Source organism: Sporomusa sp. 246TCP1 (genome assembly GCF_057319775.1).
The window spans coordinates 2720760-2736838 of the sequence record NZ_CM170492.1 but is presented as its reverse complement, the minus strand read 5'-3'; the positions used below and the strand labels follow the sequence as shown (position 1 = coordinate 2736838).

11 protein-coding genes and 1 riboswitch are annotated in these 16079 nt (G+C 40.7%); of the genes, 10 read left to right on the top strand and 1 reads right to left on the bottom strand.

Annotated elements, in window-relative coordinates; all coding sequences use genetic code 11:
- Positions 1-33: 33 nt before the first annotated feature.
- The 10 genes from AC1ECB_RS12825 to AC1ECB_RS12780 all read left to right on the top strand — a co-directional run bounded on the left by AC1ECB_RS12825 (position 34) and on the right by AC1ECB_RS12780 (position 14179).
- Positions 34-783, top strand: coding sequence for a class I SAM-dependent methyltransferase (locus AC1ECB_RS12825; RefSeq protein WP_485669054.1), 750 nt, complete (start codon positions 34-36; stop codon positions 781-783).
- 65 nt (positions 784-848) lie between these two features.
- A complete protein-coding gene (locus AC1ECB_RS12820) occupies positions 849-2780 on the top strand; it encodes a TonB-dependent receptor plug domain-containing protein (protein WP_485669053.1) in 1932 nt (643 codons plus the stop codon).
- A 51-nt stretch (positions 2781-2831) separates the two neighbouring features.
- Positions 2832-4769: a TonB-dependent receptor plug domain-containing protein gene (locus AC1ECB_RS12815; RefSeq protein WP_485669052.1), complete on the top strand. Its 1938-nt coding sequence runs from the start codon at positions 2832-2834 to the stop codon at positions 4767-4769.
- Between the two features lie 219 nt (positions 4770-4988).
- Entirely contained in the window at positions 4989-6779 is a 1791-nt protein-coding gene (locus tag AC1ECB_RS12810; RefSeq protein ID WP_485669051.1) for an ABC transporter ATP-binding protein, read from the top strand.
- The gene (locus AC1ECB_RS12805; RefSeq protein WP_485669050.1) at positions 6772-8508 is read left to right on the top strand and encodes an ABC transporter ATP-binding protein; all 1737 of its coding nucleotides are present in this window, start codon (positions 6772-6774) and stop codon (positions 8506-8508) included. Before AC1ECB_RS12810 ends, AC1ECB_RS12805 begins: the two co-directional genes overlap by 8 nt.
- Before the next feature lie 245 nt (positions 8509-8753).
- On the top strand, positions 8754-8888 hold the full coding sequence (locus tag AC1ECB_RS12800) for a hypothetical protein (protein WP_485669049.1): 135 nt from the start codon (positions 8754-8756) through the stop codon (positions 8886-8888).
- Positions 8889-9243: 355 nt separating this feature from the next.
- Positions 9244-9798, top strand: a complete 555-nt coding sequence (locus AC1ECB_RS12795) for a methyltransferase family protein (RefSeq protein WP_485669048.1) — start codon at positions 9244-9246, stop codon at positions 9796-9798.
- 52 nt (positions 9799-9850) lie between these two features.
- Complete coding sequence (locus tag AC1ECB_RS12790; RefSeq protein ID WP_485669047.1) at positions 9851-11779, top strand: TonB-dependent receptor plug domain-containing protein; 1929 nt, start codon at positions 9851-9853, stop codon at positions 11777-11779.
- Between the two features lie 592 nt (positions 11780-12371).
- Positions 12372-13916, top strand: a complete 1545-nt coding sequence (locus AC1ECB_RS12785) for an ABC transporter substrate-binding protein (RefSeq protein WP_485669046.1) — start codon at positions 12372-12374, stop codon at positions 13914-13916.
- The gene (locus AC1ECB_RS12780; RefSeq protein WP_485669045.1) at positions 13874-14179 is read left to right on the top strand and encodes a TonB-dependent receptor; all 306 of its coding nucleotides are present in this window, start codon (positions 13874-13876) and stop codon (positions 14177-14179) included. Before AC1ECB_RS12785 ends, AC1ECB_RS12780 begins: the two co-directional genes overlap by 43 nt.
- A gap of 245 nt (positions 14180-14424) precedes the next feature.
- On the opposite strand, the gene AC1ECB_RS12775 is transcribed toward AC1ECB_RS12780, so the two are convergent.
- A complete protein-coding gene (locus AC1ECB_RS12775; RefSeq protein ID WP_485669044.1) occupies positions 14425-15456 on the bottom strand; it encodes a helix-turn-helix transcriptional regulator in 1032 nt (343 codons plus the stop codon).
- 274 nt (positions 15457-15730) lie between these two features.
- Positions 15731-15911: riboswitch (cobalamin riboswitch) on the top strand.
- Positions 15912-16079: the final 168 nt, after the last annotated feature.

The window sequence follows — 16079 nt, the reverse complement described above, 5'->3', positions numbered from 1 at the left end:
GGTTCAAATTCATGAGAATCGGGAGAAAATACAATGAAAAAATACATTTCTCAGTATTGGACAGACATCTCAGACGTTTATGAGAAGTGTGTAGATGCCCAATTTAGAGACAGCCGAAATGTACGTTTGTGGGAAAGACTACTAGGTAACGGCATCGGTGACAAGCCGCAACAAAAAATATTAGACGCAGGTACAGGTCCGGGTTTTTGCGCAACTTTATTGGCAAAAAAAGGTCATTTCCTTACTGCCGTTGATGTCGCTCCCGGTATGGTCGACATAGCGGGAAAAAATTTTCTGAGGAATAATTTACTGATTGATCTATATCATGCTGATGTGGCTAATTTAGACCGGGAAGCACCTGAAACATTTGATGCGGTGGTATCCCGGGATGTGGTATGGACCCTGCCTGATCCGCAGGCAGCTTATGCCGAGTGGTGGCGTATTCTTAAGCCGGGGGGCCGATTAGTTGTTTTTGATGGTGATTTTATAGATTACAAATATAAATTTTTGCGACAGCTTTGGAAGAATCTTTCCTGGGTGCTGGTGTTACTTTCTGAAAGACGTAATCCTGATGTCAATGCTATGTCTGAAGAGGTAATTTGCAAGTTGCCGCTTATTAAGGTTTTCCGTCCTCAGGAAGATAAAAGGTTATTACAATCTATAGGATTTCGCATTATCGAAACCAAAGAAAAAATATTTGCCCATGATTGGTTTTACATGGAGTATCTGAAGTATGGTCATATGAGCACTAAATTTATGATTGTTGCCGAAAAACCTCGATAGACATATTTTAAAAATGATTCTTTATTATTCAAATTTATCTTACAAGAGAATGGAGAGATTAGTAAGTGAATAAGCACAGAAAAAAGATACTACATTCTGTTATAAGTTGTGCATTAATGCTAGGTACGACGACGGTGGCAGCAGCAGAGCAGGAGTTTAGTTTTGATGACTATATTGTAACTGCCGACCGTATTCCAATGAAACAATCGGAAACTGCGGCTAGTGTCACTGTAATTACACGTGAACAAATTGAAAAAAGCGGCAATAACCGCATCCTGGATATTTTGAAAATGGCTAACCTTAGTGTATTTGACTCCGGTTCAGCTGGCTATAGTCAAAGTGCAGTATTTATCAATGGCGATGATCGTGTGTTAGTACTGGTTGATGGACGGAAAATCAACAAAGAGAATGACCTGGGCGGTGGACATGCGAAACTGAATTTAAATTTCTTGCCAAGTGTTAAAAGTATCGAGCGTATTGAAATTGTGCGTGGACCGAACTCAACCTTGTATGGAAGTGATGCTGCCGGTGGAGTCATTAATATAATTACCCGCAAAGCAACTAAAAACGAGACAAGCTTTCAGGCCGAGAGTGGCAGTTGGGGTATGCGTAATTATACAGTGACTGCAGAAGGCCGGGAAAATAAGTTAGGGTATTTCATTACTGCTGAAAAGAAAAAACAGGACTACTTTGAGTACAAAGATGCGAAGACCGGTGAAGTGAAGCGCATGCCCAATAGTGCTGTCGATCAGGATGCAATTAGTATGAGGCTGGATAAGGACCTAAATGACGGGCGTTCGCTGGATTTGTATTGGAAGCATGTCGATAGCAAAACAGGTTGGTTTACATCGGCACCGGGCTTCAAGGCGCCCAACGGGTTATCATATTTTTTCCCTACTGCTTATGAAGATAATCGTGAAGACAGCGTTGACCTGACTTACCATTGGAAAAATGGGACCGGAGCGGATGGATCTTTAAAAGCTTACTATAGTAATGACCGGCGTGAAGTTCATCACTACATGGAAGGTTGGCCCAGTGTATTAGATATGTGGCCCGCAGAAAGCCATACTACTGGCGTTGACTGGCAAGAAAACTGGAAAATAGCGAAAAATTATAACTTAGTTGGTGGCGTTAGCTGGAGGAAAGTGAATGTTGATATTCCTAAGAGTGGTATTCGTGACTATGATATAGAAAATAAAGCAATATATTTGGAAAACCGTTGGCAGTTACCTGCTGATTGGACTCTATCAGCAGGGATACGCCATGACAATTATAATAAATATAGCGACCAGAACACAGGAAGCGCTACTATTAACCGTAAAATCAGCAATAATACCAATGTTTTTGCTTCCTGGGGACAAGTTTTCCGGACTCCCACTGTTGATCAACTTTACAGTGCTGCTATAAATGGTAATCACAATTTGCGCCCGGAAAAAGGGGATACGGTAACAGTTGGTATAAATACCATATTAGCAAAAAATACAAAATTGCAGGCCAGCATTTTCAGCAGTCATCTTGATGATGCGATTATAAGAGACACACATACCAGTCCATATACGTTTAAGAATGTCAGTAATCAGAAGATAAAAGGGTTAAACATTGATTTGGCTCGTCAACTGTCTTCTGCATGGAATGTTTCTGCCGGTTACAGCTATGCTCAGATCCGATTAAAAGATCAAATAACTGATTATAGTGATGATGCTACCAATAATCAGCCTAATGGTTACCACTTAAATGTTGCTTACAGTCAAGACAAGTGGGATGCCGGACTTATGCTGCGGGGCGTTACCGGTCGTAGTCTGAAGGCATTTACATCGAATTCTGCTTGGATAGTTGATTTATCGGCAGACTATAAAATCAATGCTAATCTTACTGCTTATTTAAAGGGGTATAATCTCACTGATAAGGCATATGAGGACAGAGGCGTGCTGGGAGCGCAAGGAGAATTTCCCATGGCAGCCCGTCATTTCTACATTGGTTTAGAGCAGCGTATGTAATGGTGTAAATCATACGTGTTATGGGCGGGTTAACTGTAAGGAGTGATATAAATGAAGAATCGACAAAAAAGAATACTGGGTGTGCTTATTGGATGCTCGTTAATTTTTGGCTCGTCAGAGTCAATGGCAGCAGAACAGGAGTTTAATCTTGATGACTATGTGGTGACTGCCAACCGTATTCCGGTAAAACAGGCAGACACTGCGGCTAGTGTAAGTGTAATTAATCGCGAGGAAATTGACAAAGGTGGTTATACCCGTGTTGTGGAGATATTAGAAAAGGCCAACATTGGTATTTTTGATTCCGGTTCGTCTAGTCATAGCATTAGTACCGTGTTTATTAATGGCGACGATCGTGTATTGATCATGGTGGATGGCCGCAGGATTAACGGGGAAGCGGCCATGGTAGGCGGTGGTAAAACAAATGTGAATTTGAATACTTTGCCAAGCGTAAAAAATATCGAACGGATTGAAATTGTCCGCGGGCCGGGTTCGTCGTTATATGGCAGTGATGCTGCCGGCGGTGTTATTAATATCATTACCCGCAAGGGGAGCAGTGCAGAGACAACCTTGTCCGCGCGGATCGGTAGTTGGGGAATGAGAAATTATACATTAACAGCAGAAGGAAGAGAAAATGGTTTTGGTTATTTTATTACTGCTGAGCGCACGAAACAGGATTATTTTGAATACAAAGACCCGGTAACAGACTCAGTCAAGCGTATGCCCAATAGTGCTGTCGACCAGGATACGGTTAGTATGAAGCTGGATAAGGAATTAGGCGAGGGGCGGTCACTGGAGCTGGGGTGGAGATATGCCAACAGTAATAACGGCTATTTTCTGACTGCACCTAGTGATCAATATCACAATTTTCCCTACCATTTTCCTACTGCCTGGGAAATTAATCGCGATAACGATGTTGACCTGACATACCGGTGGAAGAACAAAGCGGGAACAGATAGTTACTTAAAAGCTTACCATAGCTATAACCTTGTAGAATACCACCATTATATGGAAGGGACAGCCTGGGCAGTAGATAAATATGTAATTAATAGCCGGACTACGGGTGTTGAGTGGCAGGATAACTGGAAGCTAACAAATAATGATGATCTGGTTGGCGGCGTCAGTTATCGAAAAATAAACGTGGATATTCCCGCTGGCAGTGTTTATAACAAAGAAACGACAAATAAGGCCATATTCTTGGAAAATCATTGGCGGTTGCCTAGTGATTGGACCTTGACTACAGGTATGCGTCATGATGATTATAATGTATTTGGTGGAAAAAATACTGTTCGTTTAGCCGTAAATCGAAAAATTAATAATAATACTAATATTTATGCATCTTGGGGACAATTTTTTAGAGCACCAATTGTTGAGGAATTATATAGTCTCGGTTTACCACTGGGTAATCCGGATTTACGCCCGGAAAAAGGGGACACAGTTACTTTGGGCATGAATACTAAACTGAATGAACGTACGAATTTACAAGCCAGTGTTTTTAGCAGTCATCTTGATGATGCAATAGTATGGTATGCTGACGGTTTGTTACTTGCATATAAAAATGTTAATAAACAAAAACGACAGGGTCTGGATATTAGTTTAACACACCAATTGTCGCCAATGTGGAATATTTCCGCTGGTTATGCGTATGTTCAGGTCAAGGAGAAAGAGGAGGATGTTACCGGTTATCGCAATGATCCTACCAACACCCAGCCTAACGGTTATCGCCTGGGCGTTGGATATGCTTATGACAAATGGGATGGACAGCTTATGTTGCGGGGTGCGACTGGACGTGATTTGGCCGCATATACATCAAGTGCCTACTGGGTGGTTGATTTAGCGGCTAACTATAAAATCAATGCTAATCTCAAGGCTTACCTTAAAGCCTACAATCTCAATAACAGAGCATATGAGATGAAAGGGGTTGAAGGTTATGCCGGAGAATTTCCCATGGCGGTGCGTCATTTCGTCTTCGGCTTGGAGCAACGCATGTAGACATAGCGGCAAAACTAAAAAGAAAATTCATAATGCGGGTTTTTCGCTAACAATAATTAAACGGCGAGGAGAAAGCATGCATGAATAAACGACAAAAAAAGCTGTAAGTGTTTTTATTGACTTTGCATTAACGTTAGGCGCAACGGAGGCGATAGCAAAAGAACCTAAATTTCATTGATTCAGCAATTATTAGTTATTTTACTTTTAGGAGGAATGAATGTGAGTGTTCAAAAAAACTCACTGGTTGCGAAATTGTTTGAATTTGCAGGGAGTTATCGAATACTTCTTGTATTATCCTGGATTTTGTCAGGGCTTAGTTCTGTACTGTCGATAGTTCCCTTTATCTGCATTTGGTTCGTGATTCGAGATGCATTAAGAGTGCTGCCGGATTTTGCGCAGGCTGTGGAAACAGCTAGGTTTGGCTGGCTGGCGGTAGGCTTTGCCGCTCTCAGTATTGCTTTATATTTTGCAGGCTTGCTATGCTCCCATTTTGCTGCCTTTCGCGTTGAGAAAAATATGCGTAAAGAGGCTATGCATAAAATTGTAAATTTACCGCTAGGTTTTTTTAACACAAATACAAGCGGAAAGCTGAGAAAAATAATTGATGATAATGCCGGTCTGACACATGCCTTTTTAGCTCACCAATTGCCTGATGTGTCTGGCGCTGTCGTTATGCCTTTAGCAATTTTGGCAGTTTTCTTTATCTTTGACTGGAGGCTGGGCTTGGTTTGCTTAGTTCCGCTTTTGCTTAGCCTGTTCTTCTTAAAAAAGATGATGGGTGGCAAGAAAGCCGAATTTATGAATCAGTATATGAATGCCCTTGAGGAAATGAATACAGCTGCTGTTGAATATGTCAGGGGAATTCCGGTTGTAAAGGTATTTCAGCAAACAGTTCATTCTTTTAAAAATTTCCACGAATCTATTATAAAGTATTGGAAGTTTGTATCAAATTTTGCTTTATCATGCCGTGTACCCCTTGTTGGATTTATCATTACGATCAATGCCCCCTCTCTGTTTTTGATACCTGCAGGTATATTGCTAATCTTAACGGCAGCAGATTATAAAGGATTCCTTTTGGATCTTATTTTCTACATGCTATTTGTCCCTTTATGCGTTGCCATGATGAGTAAAATCATGCGTATGGGCGAAAGTATCATGGCGGCAGAAGAGGCCGTTGGCCGTGTATATGAAATTATACAGGCTAAAACGCTTGCCGCAGGGAACCTTGATGGATCAATGAAAGATACCGGCATTTGCTTTGAAAATGTGACCTTTACGTATCCTGGCAATCAGCAGCCGGCTGTTTATCAGGTGAGCTTTACTGTGCCTCAGGGGAAAACCTATGCTTTAGTAGGTTCTTCCGGAGGCGGCAAAACAACGTTGGCCAGCCTTGTCCCGCGCTTTTGGGATGTAAATGAGGGCTGCGTTAGAATCGGCGGAATCGATGTAAGGGAGATTCGGGAAAAAGATTTGATGCAAAAAATCGCTTTTGTATTTCAAAATACAAAGTTATTCAAAGCCAGTCTGTTGGATAATATTTGTGCGGCCAAACCCGAGGCAAGCCGGAAAGAAGCTCTTTATGCAGCACATCTGGCGCAGTGCGATGATATTTTGGCAAAGATGCCGCAGGGAATTGATACGGTTGTGGGAACTGACGGCGTTTACCTTTCCGGCGGGGAACAACAGCGGATTGCGTTAGCAAGAGCCATTTTAAAAGATGCTCCGATTATTATTTTAGATGAGGCGACTGCTTTTGCCGATCCGGAAAATGAGTATCAGATTCAGAAAGCCTTCAAACATCTGACGAAAGGAAAAACGGTATTAATGATTGCCCATCGCCTTTCTTCCATTAAAAATGTTGATTGTATCTTAGTCCTGCAACAGGGCGAGATTGTGGAACGAGGTTCTCATGAGCATTTAGTAAAGCAAAAGGGTGTGTATGCCGACATGTGGCAGGAATATCAGACCTCCGTTTCCTGGAAGGTCGGAAAGGCGGTAGGACATGCTTAAATTATTGCAAAAGAAATTTGCCCTCAGTGAAAGAGGGGTAAAGGATTTAATCAAGGGCAGTTTATACAGTGCCTTAGCCGATCTTAGTATGATGCTTCCTGTGGGGCTTTTTATCATGCTGCTGGCTGAACTGTTACAGCCGCTGTTAGGGACAAGCGCTTCAACACCTGACCTGATGAAATATGTGCTGCTTGTTTTCGTGGTGTTTATTGTTTTATATTTTTGCCAGTATTTACAGTATTCCAGTGTATTTATTTCTACCTATACGGAAAGCGCCACAAGAAGGATTAATTTGGCGGAAAAGCTTCGTCAGTTGCCTTTGTCCTTTTTCGGTAAAAGAGATTTATCGGACTTAACAAATACGATTATGGGAGATTGCGTGACATTGGAACATGCTTTTTCCCATGCTGTTCCACAATTATTTGGGGCAATACTTTCAACACTTGTCATTGCCATTGGCTTGCTTTATACGGATTGGCGGATGGGACTTGCCGTATTATGGGTCATTCCGGCAGCGTTTCTTATGATTATTGGTTCAAAATATATGCAGAACAGAGCCGAACTTAAGCATTATCAAGCCAAAAGGATTTGTGCCGACGGTATTCAGGAATGCCTTGAAACCATCCAGGATATAAAGGCCTGCAGTATGAAAGAACGTTATATAGAAGGATTGGACAAAAAACTGGATGCAGCAGAGCAGGCACATATTCATTCTGAATTGACACTGGGTGCTTGTGTGACCAGTGCACAAGCGGTGCTAAGGCTTGGTTTGGCCTCAGTAATATTGGCAGGCAGTGAATTATTAATTGCAGGGAAAACCGATTTGCTGACTTACCTGCTCTTTTTGATTACGGCGTCAAGATTGTACGATCCTTTGTCCGGAACACTGTCAAATATTGCTGAAATTTTTATGGCTGAAATTCCTATAACAAGAATGCAGGAAATGGAAGCACAGCCTGTTCAACATGGTGAAAAAAATTATAGGCTTAATAGATATAATATTGAATTTGACCATGTCGAATTTTCTTACAACACCGAATCTGTTTTAAAAGATGTTTCTTTCGTGGCAAAACAAGGAGAAGTGACAGCTCTTGTAGGGCCCTCCGGCGGTGGAAAGAGTACGGCTGCAAAGCTGGCGGCACGTTTCTGGGATGCAGATTCCGGTAAGATTACGCTGGGAGGCCAGGATATAACGGCAATAGATCCGGAAGCGCTGCTGAAAAATTATGCGATTGTTTTTCAGGATGTCACCTTATTTAATGACACTGTCATGGAAAATATTCGTTTGGGAAAACGTGATGCAACATATGAAGAAGTAAGAGAAGCGGCAAGGCTGGCTATGTGTGATGACTTCGTATCGCGTATGCCTATGGGTTACGATACAATTATTGGCGAAAATGGTTCTGTATTATCAGGCGGAGAGCGCCAGCGTATTTCTATCGCCAGGGCCATTCTTAAAGATGCGCCCATCATCTTATTGGATGAAGCCACTGTTTCCTTGGATGTGGAAAATGAAACAAAAATTCAGGCGGCCTTGGCAGAACTCATTAAAAATAAAACGGTTTTAATTATCGCCCATCGTATGAGAACCGTCGCCAATGCCGATAAGATCGTTGTTTTGTCTGATGGATATGTCTCCCAGCAAGGCAAACCCGATGATTTGCTAAAACAAGACGGCTTATATCGTCACATGGTGAAAACTCAAACACAAAATATGCTGGACAGTTAAAAGTTTTATCTGGCATATCCCTGCTGATTAGACTTTATCAGCAGGGATATGCTAATACACACTCTTATAGAAAAAAATATCGTAATGTTTTGCGGGAGTATTCCATTTTATTTGACAGCCAAAACCGATATCATTTGCACTACAACAAATTTCAGGAGGAGCGATTAGGTACTTTACTGTATTTGCTTGATGTGGAGGAGCGCTTACTGTTTGAGCCTTAGCAAGTATTGTAGTTTCCAGTATTCTTGGCAGTTGACCAAATCGTGGTACTAAAAGATGGTCAGGTAGCTGAAGCCGGCACACATAAATCATTGCTTGGCAAAGATAGTCTTTATGCATCTTTATGGAATGCACAGGAAGCACGTAAAATTGCCGGATAATACGTTTTTTGTAACAAAGTAGAGTTTTTTTCTCAGCAAGTAGTTTTGACTATATATGAATTGCATTGTTTTTTTGTCACTATTATAATGATTCAAAGCAAGGTTCGTGAATTTTGCCACAAAACAGTGTATTTTGAGGTTTTAAGATATATTGGTCTGAAGACCAATGAAATGTATGGCTTGAAGGTCATTAATTTTTGGGGTGTTATTTAACAGCACTCCAGAATTTAATGACCTTTTATTATAGAAAAGATTAAAGCAGTGTTTGTAGAGAGGGGTGAGAAAAGATGATATGATTAGTTCTTGTTTATGGATAAAATCTTTAGCACGGTAAAATAATGTGGGAGGAATTTTTATGGAACTTATGCCGGAATTTTCAATTAGTTTTTGGGGTGGATGGTGGTTTACATTAATTTATCTTATCGTTAATCAGGGAATCCCGCTTTTAAAAAAAGGTGCACTTAAACGTTTATTTACACCTGCTACGCCGCAAAGGAATTTTTGGGCTGCCGTAAATTATTATATTTCCTGGATCTCCTGGATTGTAGCAGTTATTTATCCTGTTTTTGTAAACATTGCAAAAAATCCAGTATTTTTTTATACCGGAGCATTTATATTTTTGGTAGGTATGGCGTTAAACAGTATCGCTTTGTTAAATTATATAACAACTCCTTTTGACCAGCCGATTGTAAAGGGCTTGTACAAGTTTAGCCGCAATCCAATTTATGCCGCGTACAACATAACCTGGTATGGTGTAGGACTGGCACTAGGTTCGTGGTTGCTAATAATCATACATACAATTGAAGTAATTACTTGTCATATAATAACGCTGCAAGAGGAACAATTCTGCTTAAAAAAATATGGAAACGCTTATCAAGACTACTTGACAAGAGTACCTCGCTATTTTTGAGACTTATCTTTGCTTTAATAAGTTGGGGGAAAACTAGGAGGAGTGAATACAAATGAATAAGCGGCAAAGAAGAATATTGAGTATGCTTATCGGCTGTTCTTTAATGCTTGGGGCGTCGGCAGCAATGGCGGCGGAACAGGAGTTTAACCTTGAAAACTATGTGGTGACGGCCAACCGTATTCCGGTAAAACAAGCGGATACTGCGGCCAGTGTAACGGTAATTAACCGCGAAGAAATTGAAAAAGGCGGTTATACCCGTGTTGTGGAGATACTAGAGAAGGCTAATATTGGTGTGTTTGATTCCGGTTCGTCCAGTCATAGTATTAGTACTGTGTTTATTAATGGCGACGACCGTGTCTTAATCATGGTGGATGGCCGCAGGATTAACGGGGAAGCGGCCATGGTAGGTGGCGGCAAAACAAATGTGAATTTGAATACTTTGCCAAGTGTAAAAAATATTGAACGCATTGAAATTGTTCGTGGGCCTGGTTCTTCGCTGTATGGCAGTGATGCTGCCGGCGGCGTTATTAATATTATTACTCGCAAGGGGAATCGTGCCGAGACAACCTTGTCCGAGCGGATCGGTAGTTGGGGAATGAGAAATTATACATTAACGACAGAAGGCAGAGAAAATGGTTTTGGTTATTTGATTACTGCTGAGCGCCAGAGACAGGATTATTTTGAGTACAAAAATGCGAAAACAGGCGAAGTGAAGCGTATGCCCAATAGCGCTGTTGACCGGGATACAGTTAGTATGAAATTAGACAAGGACTTGGGTCAGGGGCGGTCACTGGAACTGGGATGGCGATATGCCAATAGTAATGACGGTTACTTTCTGACTGCACCTAAGTATCCCTACCACATGCCTACCGCCTATGAAATTAACCGTGATAACGATGTTGACTTGACATACCGATGGAAAAATAAAGCGGGGACAGATAGTTACCTAAAAGCTTATCATAGCTATGACCTTATAGAATACCATCATTATATGGAAGGAACAGCCTATCCTGCGGTAGATAATTATATAGAAAAGAGCCGGACTACAGGCGTTGAATGGCAGGATAACTGGAAACTAACCAATAATGACGATTTGGTTGGTGGCGTCAGTTGGCGGAAAATAAACGTGGATATTCCCGCTGGCAGTGTTTATAACAAAGAAATCACAAATAAGGCCATATTTCTGGAAAATCACTGGCAGCTGCCTGGTGATTGGACCTTGACTGCAGGGATGCGCCATGATGATCATAATGTATTTGGCGGTAAAAATACGGTTCGGTTAGCCGTGAATCGAAAAATTAATAATGATACTAATATTTATGCATCCTGGGGCCAATTTTTCAGAGCACCAATTGTTGAAGAACTGTATAGTCTTGGTTTGCCAATGGGTAATCCGGATTTACGCCCGGAAAAGGGGGACACGTTTACTTTGGGTATGAATACAAAACTGAGTGCTGGTACGAATTTGCAGGCCAGTGTTTTTAGCAGTCGCCTTAATGATGCAATAGTATGGCGCCCGAAAGATGGGTTATTTGTTTATGAAAATGTTGCTAAACAAAAACGGCAGGGGCTTGATATTAGTTTAACGCACCAACTGTCACCAATGTGGAATATTTCCACCGGCTATGCGTATGTTCAGGTCAGGGAAAAAGGACAGGGGGCTGACGATTACCGCAATGAGCCTACCAATACGCAGCCTAATGGTTATCGGCTAAGTATTGGCTATGATGATCATAATAAATGGGATGGACAACTTATGCTGCGCGGTGCGACTGGACGTGATTTAACAGCCTATACATCAAGCGCCTACTGGGTGATTGATTTAGCAGCTAACTATAAAATCAATGCCAATCTCAAGGCTTACCTTAAAGCCTACAATCTCAATGACAGAGCCTACGAGATGAAAGGCGTAGAAGGCTTAGCCGGAGAATTCCCCATGGCAGCTCGTCATTTCTATTTTGGCTTGGAACAACGTATATAGTGTATAAAAATTCAAAGCTATGCAGATATATTTTTATGATAATAGTCTTTTTGTTTATCAGGTAGTAATTTGTAAGCAAACAAATTGCCTAGTAATTATCATGCTACTATAATCAAGTAAAAGCCAATAATTTTGTCGGATAACATATTTTTTATAGATGTTGTGAGTTTTATTGATCTGAAGATCAATTCAAGGTAAGTTGTCCAATATGAGGAACTTAGCCGGACTTGTGTGACTTGAAGGTCACTAGTTTTCCATTTAGCGTTGAAACGCTAAATGGAAAACTAGTGATTTTTTTGTTAACTGAAATTTTTATTATCAGTTAACTTTTGATAATAAAATCTGCACAGCGCTTGATATTTTGAACTGGTGGTAATTGAGTCAATACGCTAATCAGCATTTCGTAGATGATTTTTAATGCGAGGAGAAGTTTTAATAACCGGGCGTATGAGATGAAAGGAGATAAGGGATATGCAGGAGAATTCCCCACGGCGGCGCGTCATTTCGTTTTTGGTTTGGAACAACGCATCTAAAATAAAGTGCCGCGCTATTTTTAAAGCTTTTGTAATTTTCATGTAAGGAGTCAAAGACAATGAAAAAATGGATCTGCTTTTTTTTTAGTATAGCTTTGTTGCTTGTGAGTATAGTTTTTACGGGATGTGGCAGTGCCAAACCTCAAGTGGTTCAGCAGATTGTAATTGGAGAAAGTACCGATTTGGGCGGCTGTGATCCCGAAACAAACATGTCATATTATATTCGCGCATTAATTTTTAATACGTTAGTCGAATTGGATGCTGATTTTAAATTGCAGCCGGCCTTAGCTGAGCGATGGGAAATGACACCTGACGGAAAGACATGGACATTTTATTTGCGTGAAGGAGTTGCTTTTCATGACGGCACGCCTCTTACTGCACAAATTGTAAAACAGAATATGGACAGGCTGCGAAACGGGATGTGGAAATCATTTCTGCCGGACATTGCCGATGTACAGGCTACAGATGACTTAACCGTCGTTTTTCATTTAAAAAGTCCGTCCTTTATTTTCGCGTCAGACTTAACGGTGCCGAGTTATGCAATTGTCAGCCCCACTGCGTTGGATGTAAACGGAAAAGTTGTAAAGGCAATTGGGACAGGCCCTTATGGATTGGAATCCTGGCAAAAAGACCAGGATTTTGTGCTGAAACGAAATGATAACTATTGGGGTCAGGCACCCAAAAATGAAAAACTGGTATTTAAAGTCATTTCCGACCCGGATGCCAGAGCAATGGCTCTGGAAGCGGGTATGGTCGATTTTATCAGTTTACGGCAGTCTTTGACGGCGGCAGGCCGTTTAGCTCAAAATAACAAGTTGAAGCTTGAAAAACGTCTGGGGCAAACGTCTGAAATGTTATATTTTAACGTAAATAATCCAGTCTTGAAGGATTTGCGGGTAAGAAAAGCGGTGGCGCACAGTCTGAATATAAAAGAAATGATACCGGGGTTGCTGGGGGATAGCGCAGAGCCTGGACATGCTTTCTTTTCTCCTGTCTTTGGCGAATATGTCATGCCCAAGGATGTGGTACTTCCTTATGATTTAAAGCAAGCCCAAGAATATCTGACGGCAGCAGGGTGGCAGGTTGGCCCGGACGGAGTTCGTATGAAGGACAGGGTTCCTCTCCGGGTGCGCATCGCCTTTGGCGCGAAAAATGCTGAGGATAGTCTCTTGGCCGGGGTGATACAGAATAGTCTCAAAGAGGTGGGGATTATTGCCGAGCTTGTACCGCTGGAAGATGCCGCTTTGATGGATGCACTGAAGAATAAAAGATATGATCTGCTAATGTTTGGACAATTCTATATTCCGCATAACGAGCCGTCGCCTCATTATCTGAGTGGTCATTATCATCCGAAGGCTATGTATGGTCTATTGACAACGCCGGAAATAACGGAAGCGATTGATCAGTTGGTTATTACTGCCAATAACATGAAACGAGTGGCTCTCCATCACAAAATACAAGGCTTGATTAGCGAACAAGTGCCTGTGATTGTATTGTTTCACCGGAACAATATCGCGGCCATGAAGAAAAACATCATGGACTATGAGAATTCAGTAGGTGTATGGCAAGTGTATCGGGGGCTAGAGAAAGCTTATGTCCAGTAGTGGTGACTTGCTTACAGGATAAATGGAATGGACAAATTGCATTGCGTGGTGCGACCGGGCGCAGCCTGGCAGCCTTTACGTCCAGTTCCTACTGGGTAGTTGACGTGGCGGTCGACTATAAAATCAGTGCTGATCTCCATGCTTATTTTAAAGGATATAATCTCACGAACAGAGCCTATGAATTAAATGGATCGGAGGGGTATCAAGGATCATTTCCCATGGCGGCGCGTCGTTTTACCCTTGGTTTGGAGCAGCGGATATAGATCGATAAGGCACTAGTGCCTATTGAAATGTCTGGTGCCAAAGCACAAGGAGTGAAAGGACATATGGTATTTCCTGCAAGTATCAATTTAAATTAGGTTCAGATGTAAAGGAAACGGTAACAGTATAACTATGGTAAAAAAGCTATGATGGCAACGCGAATTTAAATATTAGCATTGTCATCATGACTTTTTTACAGCTGCATAGTTTAATCCTGAACAAATGTGTTTAATCATTGTCGACCATATTATTCAGTTAAAGTTATGGTTGGTGACAATAACACTGTTTTTGACTGTTTGCGGTATTGCGTAGGCGTAATTCCATGTTTTTTCTTAAACACCGTTACAAAACTGCTATTATTATACCCAATTTGGGATGCCACATTGCCGATGCTGCAATCAGTATTTTTCAGTAATACTCTTGCTTTTTCCAGTCGTATATCTCGTAAATATCCATAAGGTGTGTTTGCAAATAGAGCTTTAAACCCTAATTTTAGCTTATGGGTATTTAAACACAGATTTTTTGAGAGCATTTCAATAGAAGGGGGTTGAGACATATTTTCAAAAAGTTCTTGTCTTGCCTGGTATAGTAACCCAATATCATCACTGCTTAAATTAATTGTCGATAATTTTTGAGCAGATTGAATAAAATGTACATGTGTCATCCATTCGGATATAATCTCAAGTGCAATTGCCTGGAAAAATAATCTGCGGGCAAATCCAGCAGTGTAATAGCAATTAATAGTTTTTTTCATAATAGCCTTAATGTCTGTGTTTGCTTCTACTGGATGAATACAAGCACGATAAAATGTGCGTAAACTGTTTATTTCAGAAATAAACAAGTGAGTTTTTTCTTCTTGTGAACAAAGAAATGCTTCGGAAATATTAAAAGAAATGTAACCTATTTTTATATTTTTGGGATAGGTTGCCTGGCCTCTACATTTTTCCGCTACATTAACGTAATACTCTCCATCGTTAATTTGGTATGATTTATTTGTATAGGAATCGAAAATTTCAATATAACCTGATGTAATGTAGGTTATTTCAAAAAAAAACTTTTTTTCCATTTGAACCGCATAAGTAAATTCTTTTTTTAGGTATAAAGTTGCCCAGGAAACATCAAGTCCGCTTCGATAAGAGCAGCGTGTGATTTCGCCGATACCATGTTCTTTTAGAATTTCAAATTTGTAAAGGTCATTGGATGTTTGACTTATAAAACCGATTTCCTTCATCTGTGCATAATAATCATCCGGACAAGAAATGTGTAGCTTATTATTCATTTATGTGTCTCCGTTCCAATTAAAATAACTTAATAACTGGTTAATAATTTAGTTTATTATAACAAATATTGGTATCTATTATCAATAGCTGATAAATAGCTGATAAAAAATGCATGATAAATGTACATTTTTGTATGGAAGTAGCTTTTTTTGCTTAACAGGTAGTATTGACAATATATGTATTGAATGTTTTTTTTTTCGCTATTATAATCGACATTAACATAGCAGTTATTTAATGTTCAACATATTTTTGGATTTGGTAAAATGATTACAACTACATATTACAAGGTTAGGTGCCTTTAAGGGCTTAATAGGGAAGACCGGTGTAATACCGGCGCGGTCCCGCCACTGTAATGGGGAGTAACCCAAGTTATACCACTGAGATGAGAATCTTGGGAAGGTTTGGGTGAACAATGAACCAGAGCCAGGAGAACTGCCTAACTGATAATCACCGTTTGTTGACCCACGAGCGATGGGGAGGAGATTAAAGTGCATGATGGTGTACTGTATTTTCCCCGGCGTACTTTGTGCCGGGATTTTTATTGTACTATTCTGTTTATGTAAAACTCCCGTTTATGAGCGGGAGTTTTATTTTATTTACAACTTAATAATATGCTGCGGCT

What these genes read in the sequence shown, in the direction of transcription:
- AC1ECB_RS12775 (WP_485669044.1), bottom strand. Translation starts at nt 15,456, where the DNA reads ATGAATAATAAGCTACACATTTCTTGTCCGGATGATTATTATGCACAG.
- AC1ECB_RS12825 (WP_485669054.1), top strand. Translation starts at nt 34, where the DNA reads ATGAAAAAATACATTTCTCAGTATTGGACAGACATCTCAGACGTTTAT.
- AC1ECB_RS12815 (WP_485669052.1), top strand. Translation starts at nt 2,832, where the DNA reads ATGAAGAATCGACAAAAAAGAATACTGGGTGTGCTTATTGGATGCTCG.
- AC1ECB_RS12785 (WP_485669046.1), top strand. Translation starts at nt 12,372, where the DNA reads ATGAAAAAATGGATCTGCTTTTTTTTTAGTATAGCTTTGTTGCTTGTG.
- AC1ECB_RS12795 (WP_485669048.1), top strand. Translation starts at nt 9,244, where the DNA reads ATGGAACTTATGCCGGAATTTTCAATTAGTTTTTGGGGTGGATGGTGG.
- AC1ECB_RS12790 (WP_485669047.1), top strand. Translation starts at nt 9,851, where the DNA reads ATGAATAAGCGGCAAAGAAGAATATTGAGTATGCTTATCGGCTGTTCT.
- AC1ECB_RS12780 (WP_485669045.1), top strand. Translation starts at nt 13,874, where the DNA reads ATGGCAAGTGTATCGGGGGCTAGAGAAAGCTTATGTCCAGTAGTGGTG.
- AC1ECB_RS12805 (WP_485669050.1), top strand. Translation starts at nt 6,772, where the DNA reads ATGCTTAAATTATTGCAAAAGAAATTTGCCCTCAGTGAAAGAGGGGTA.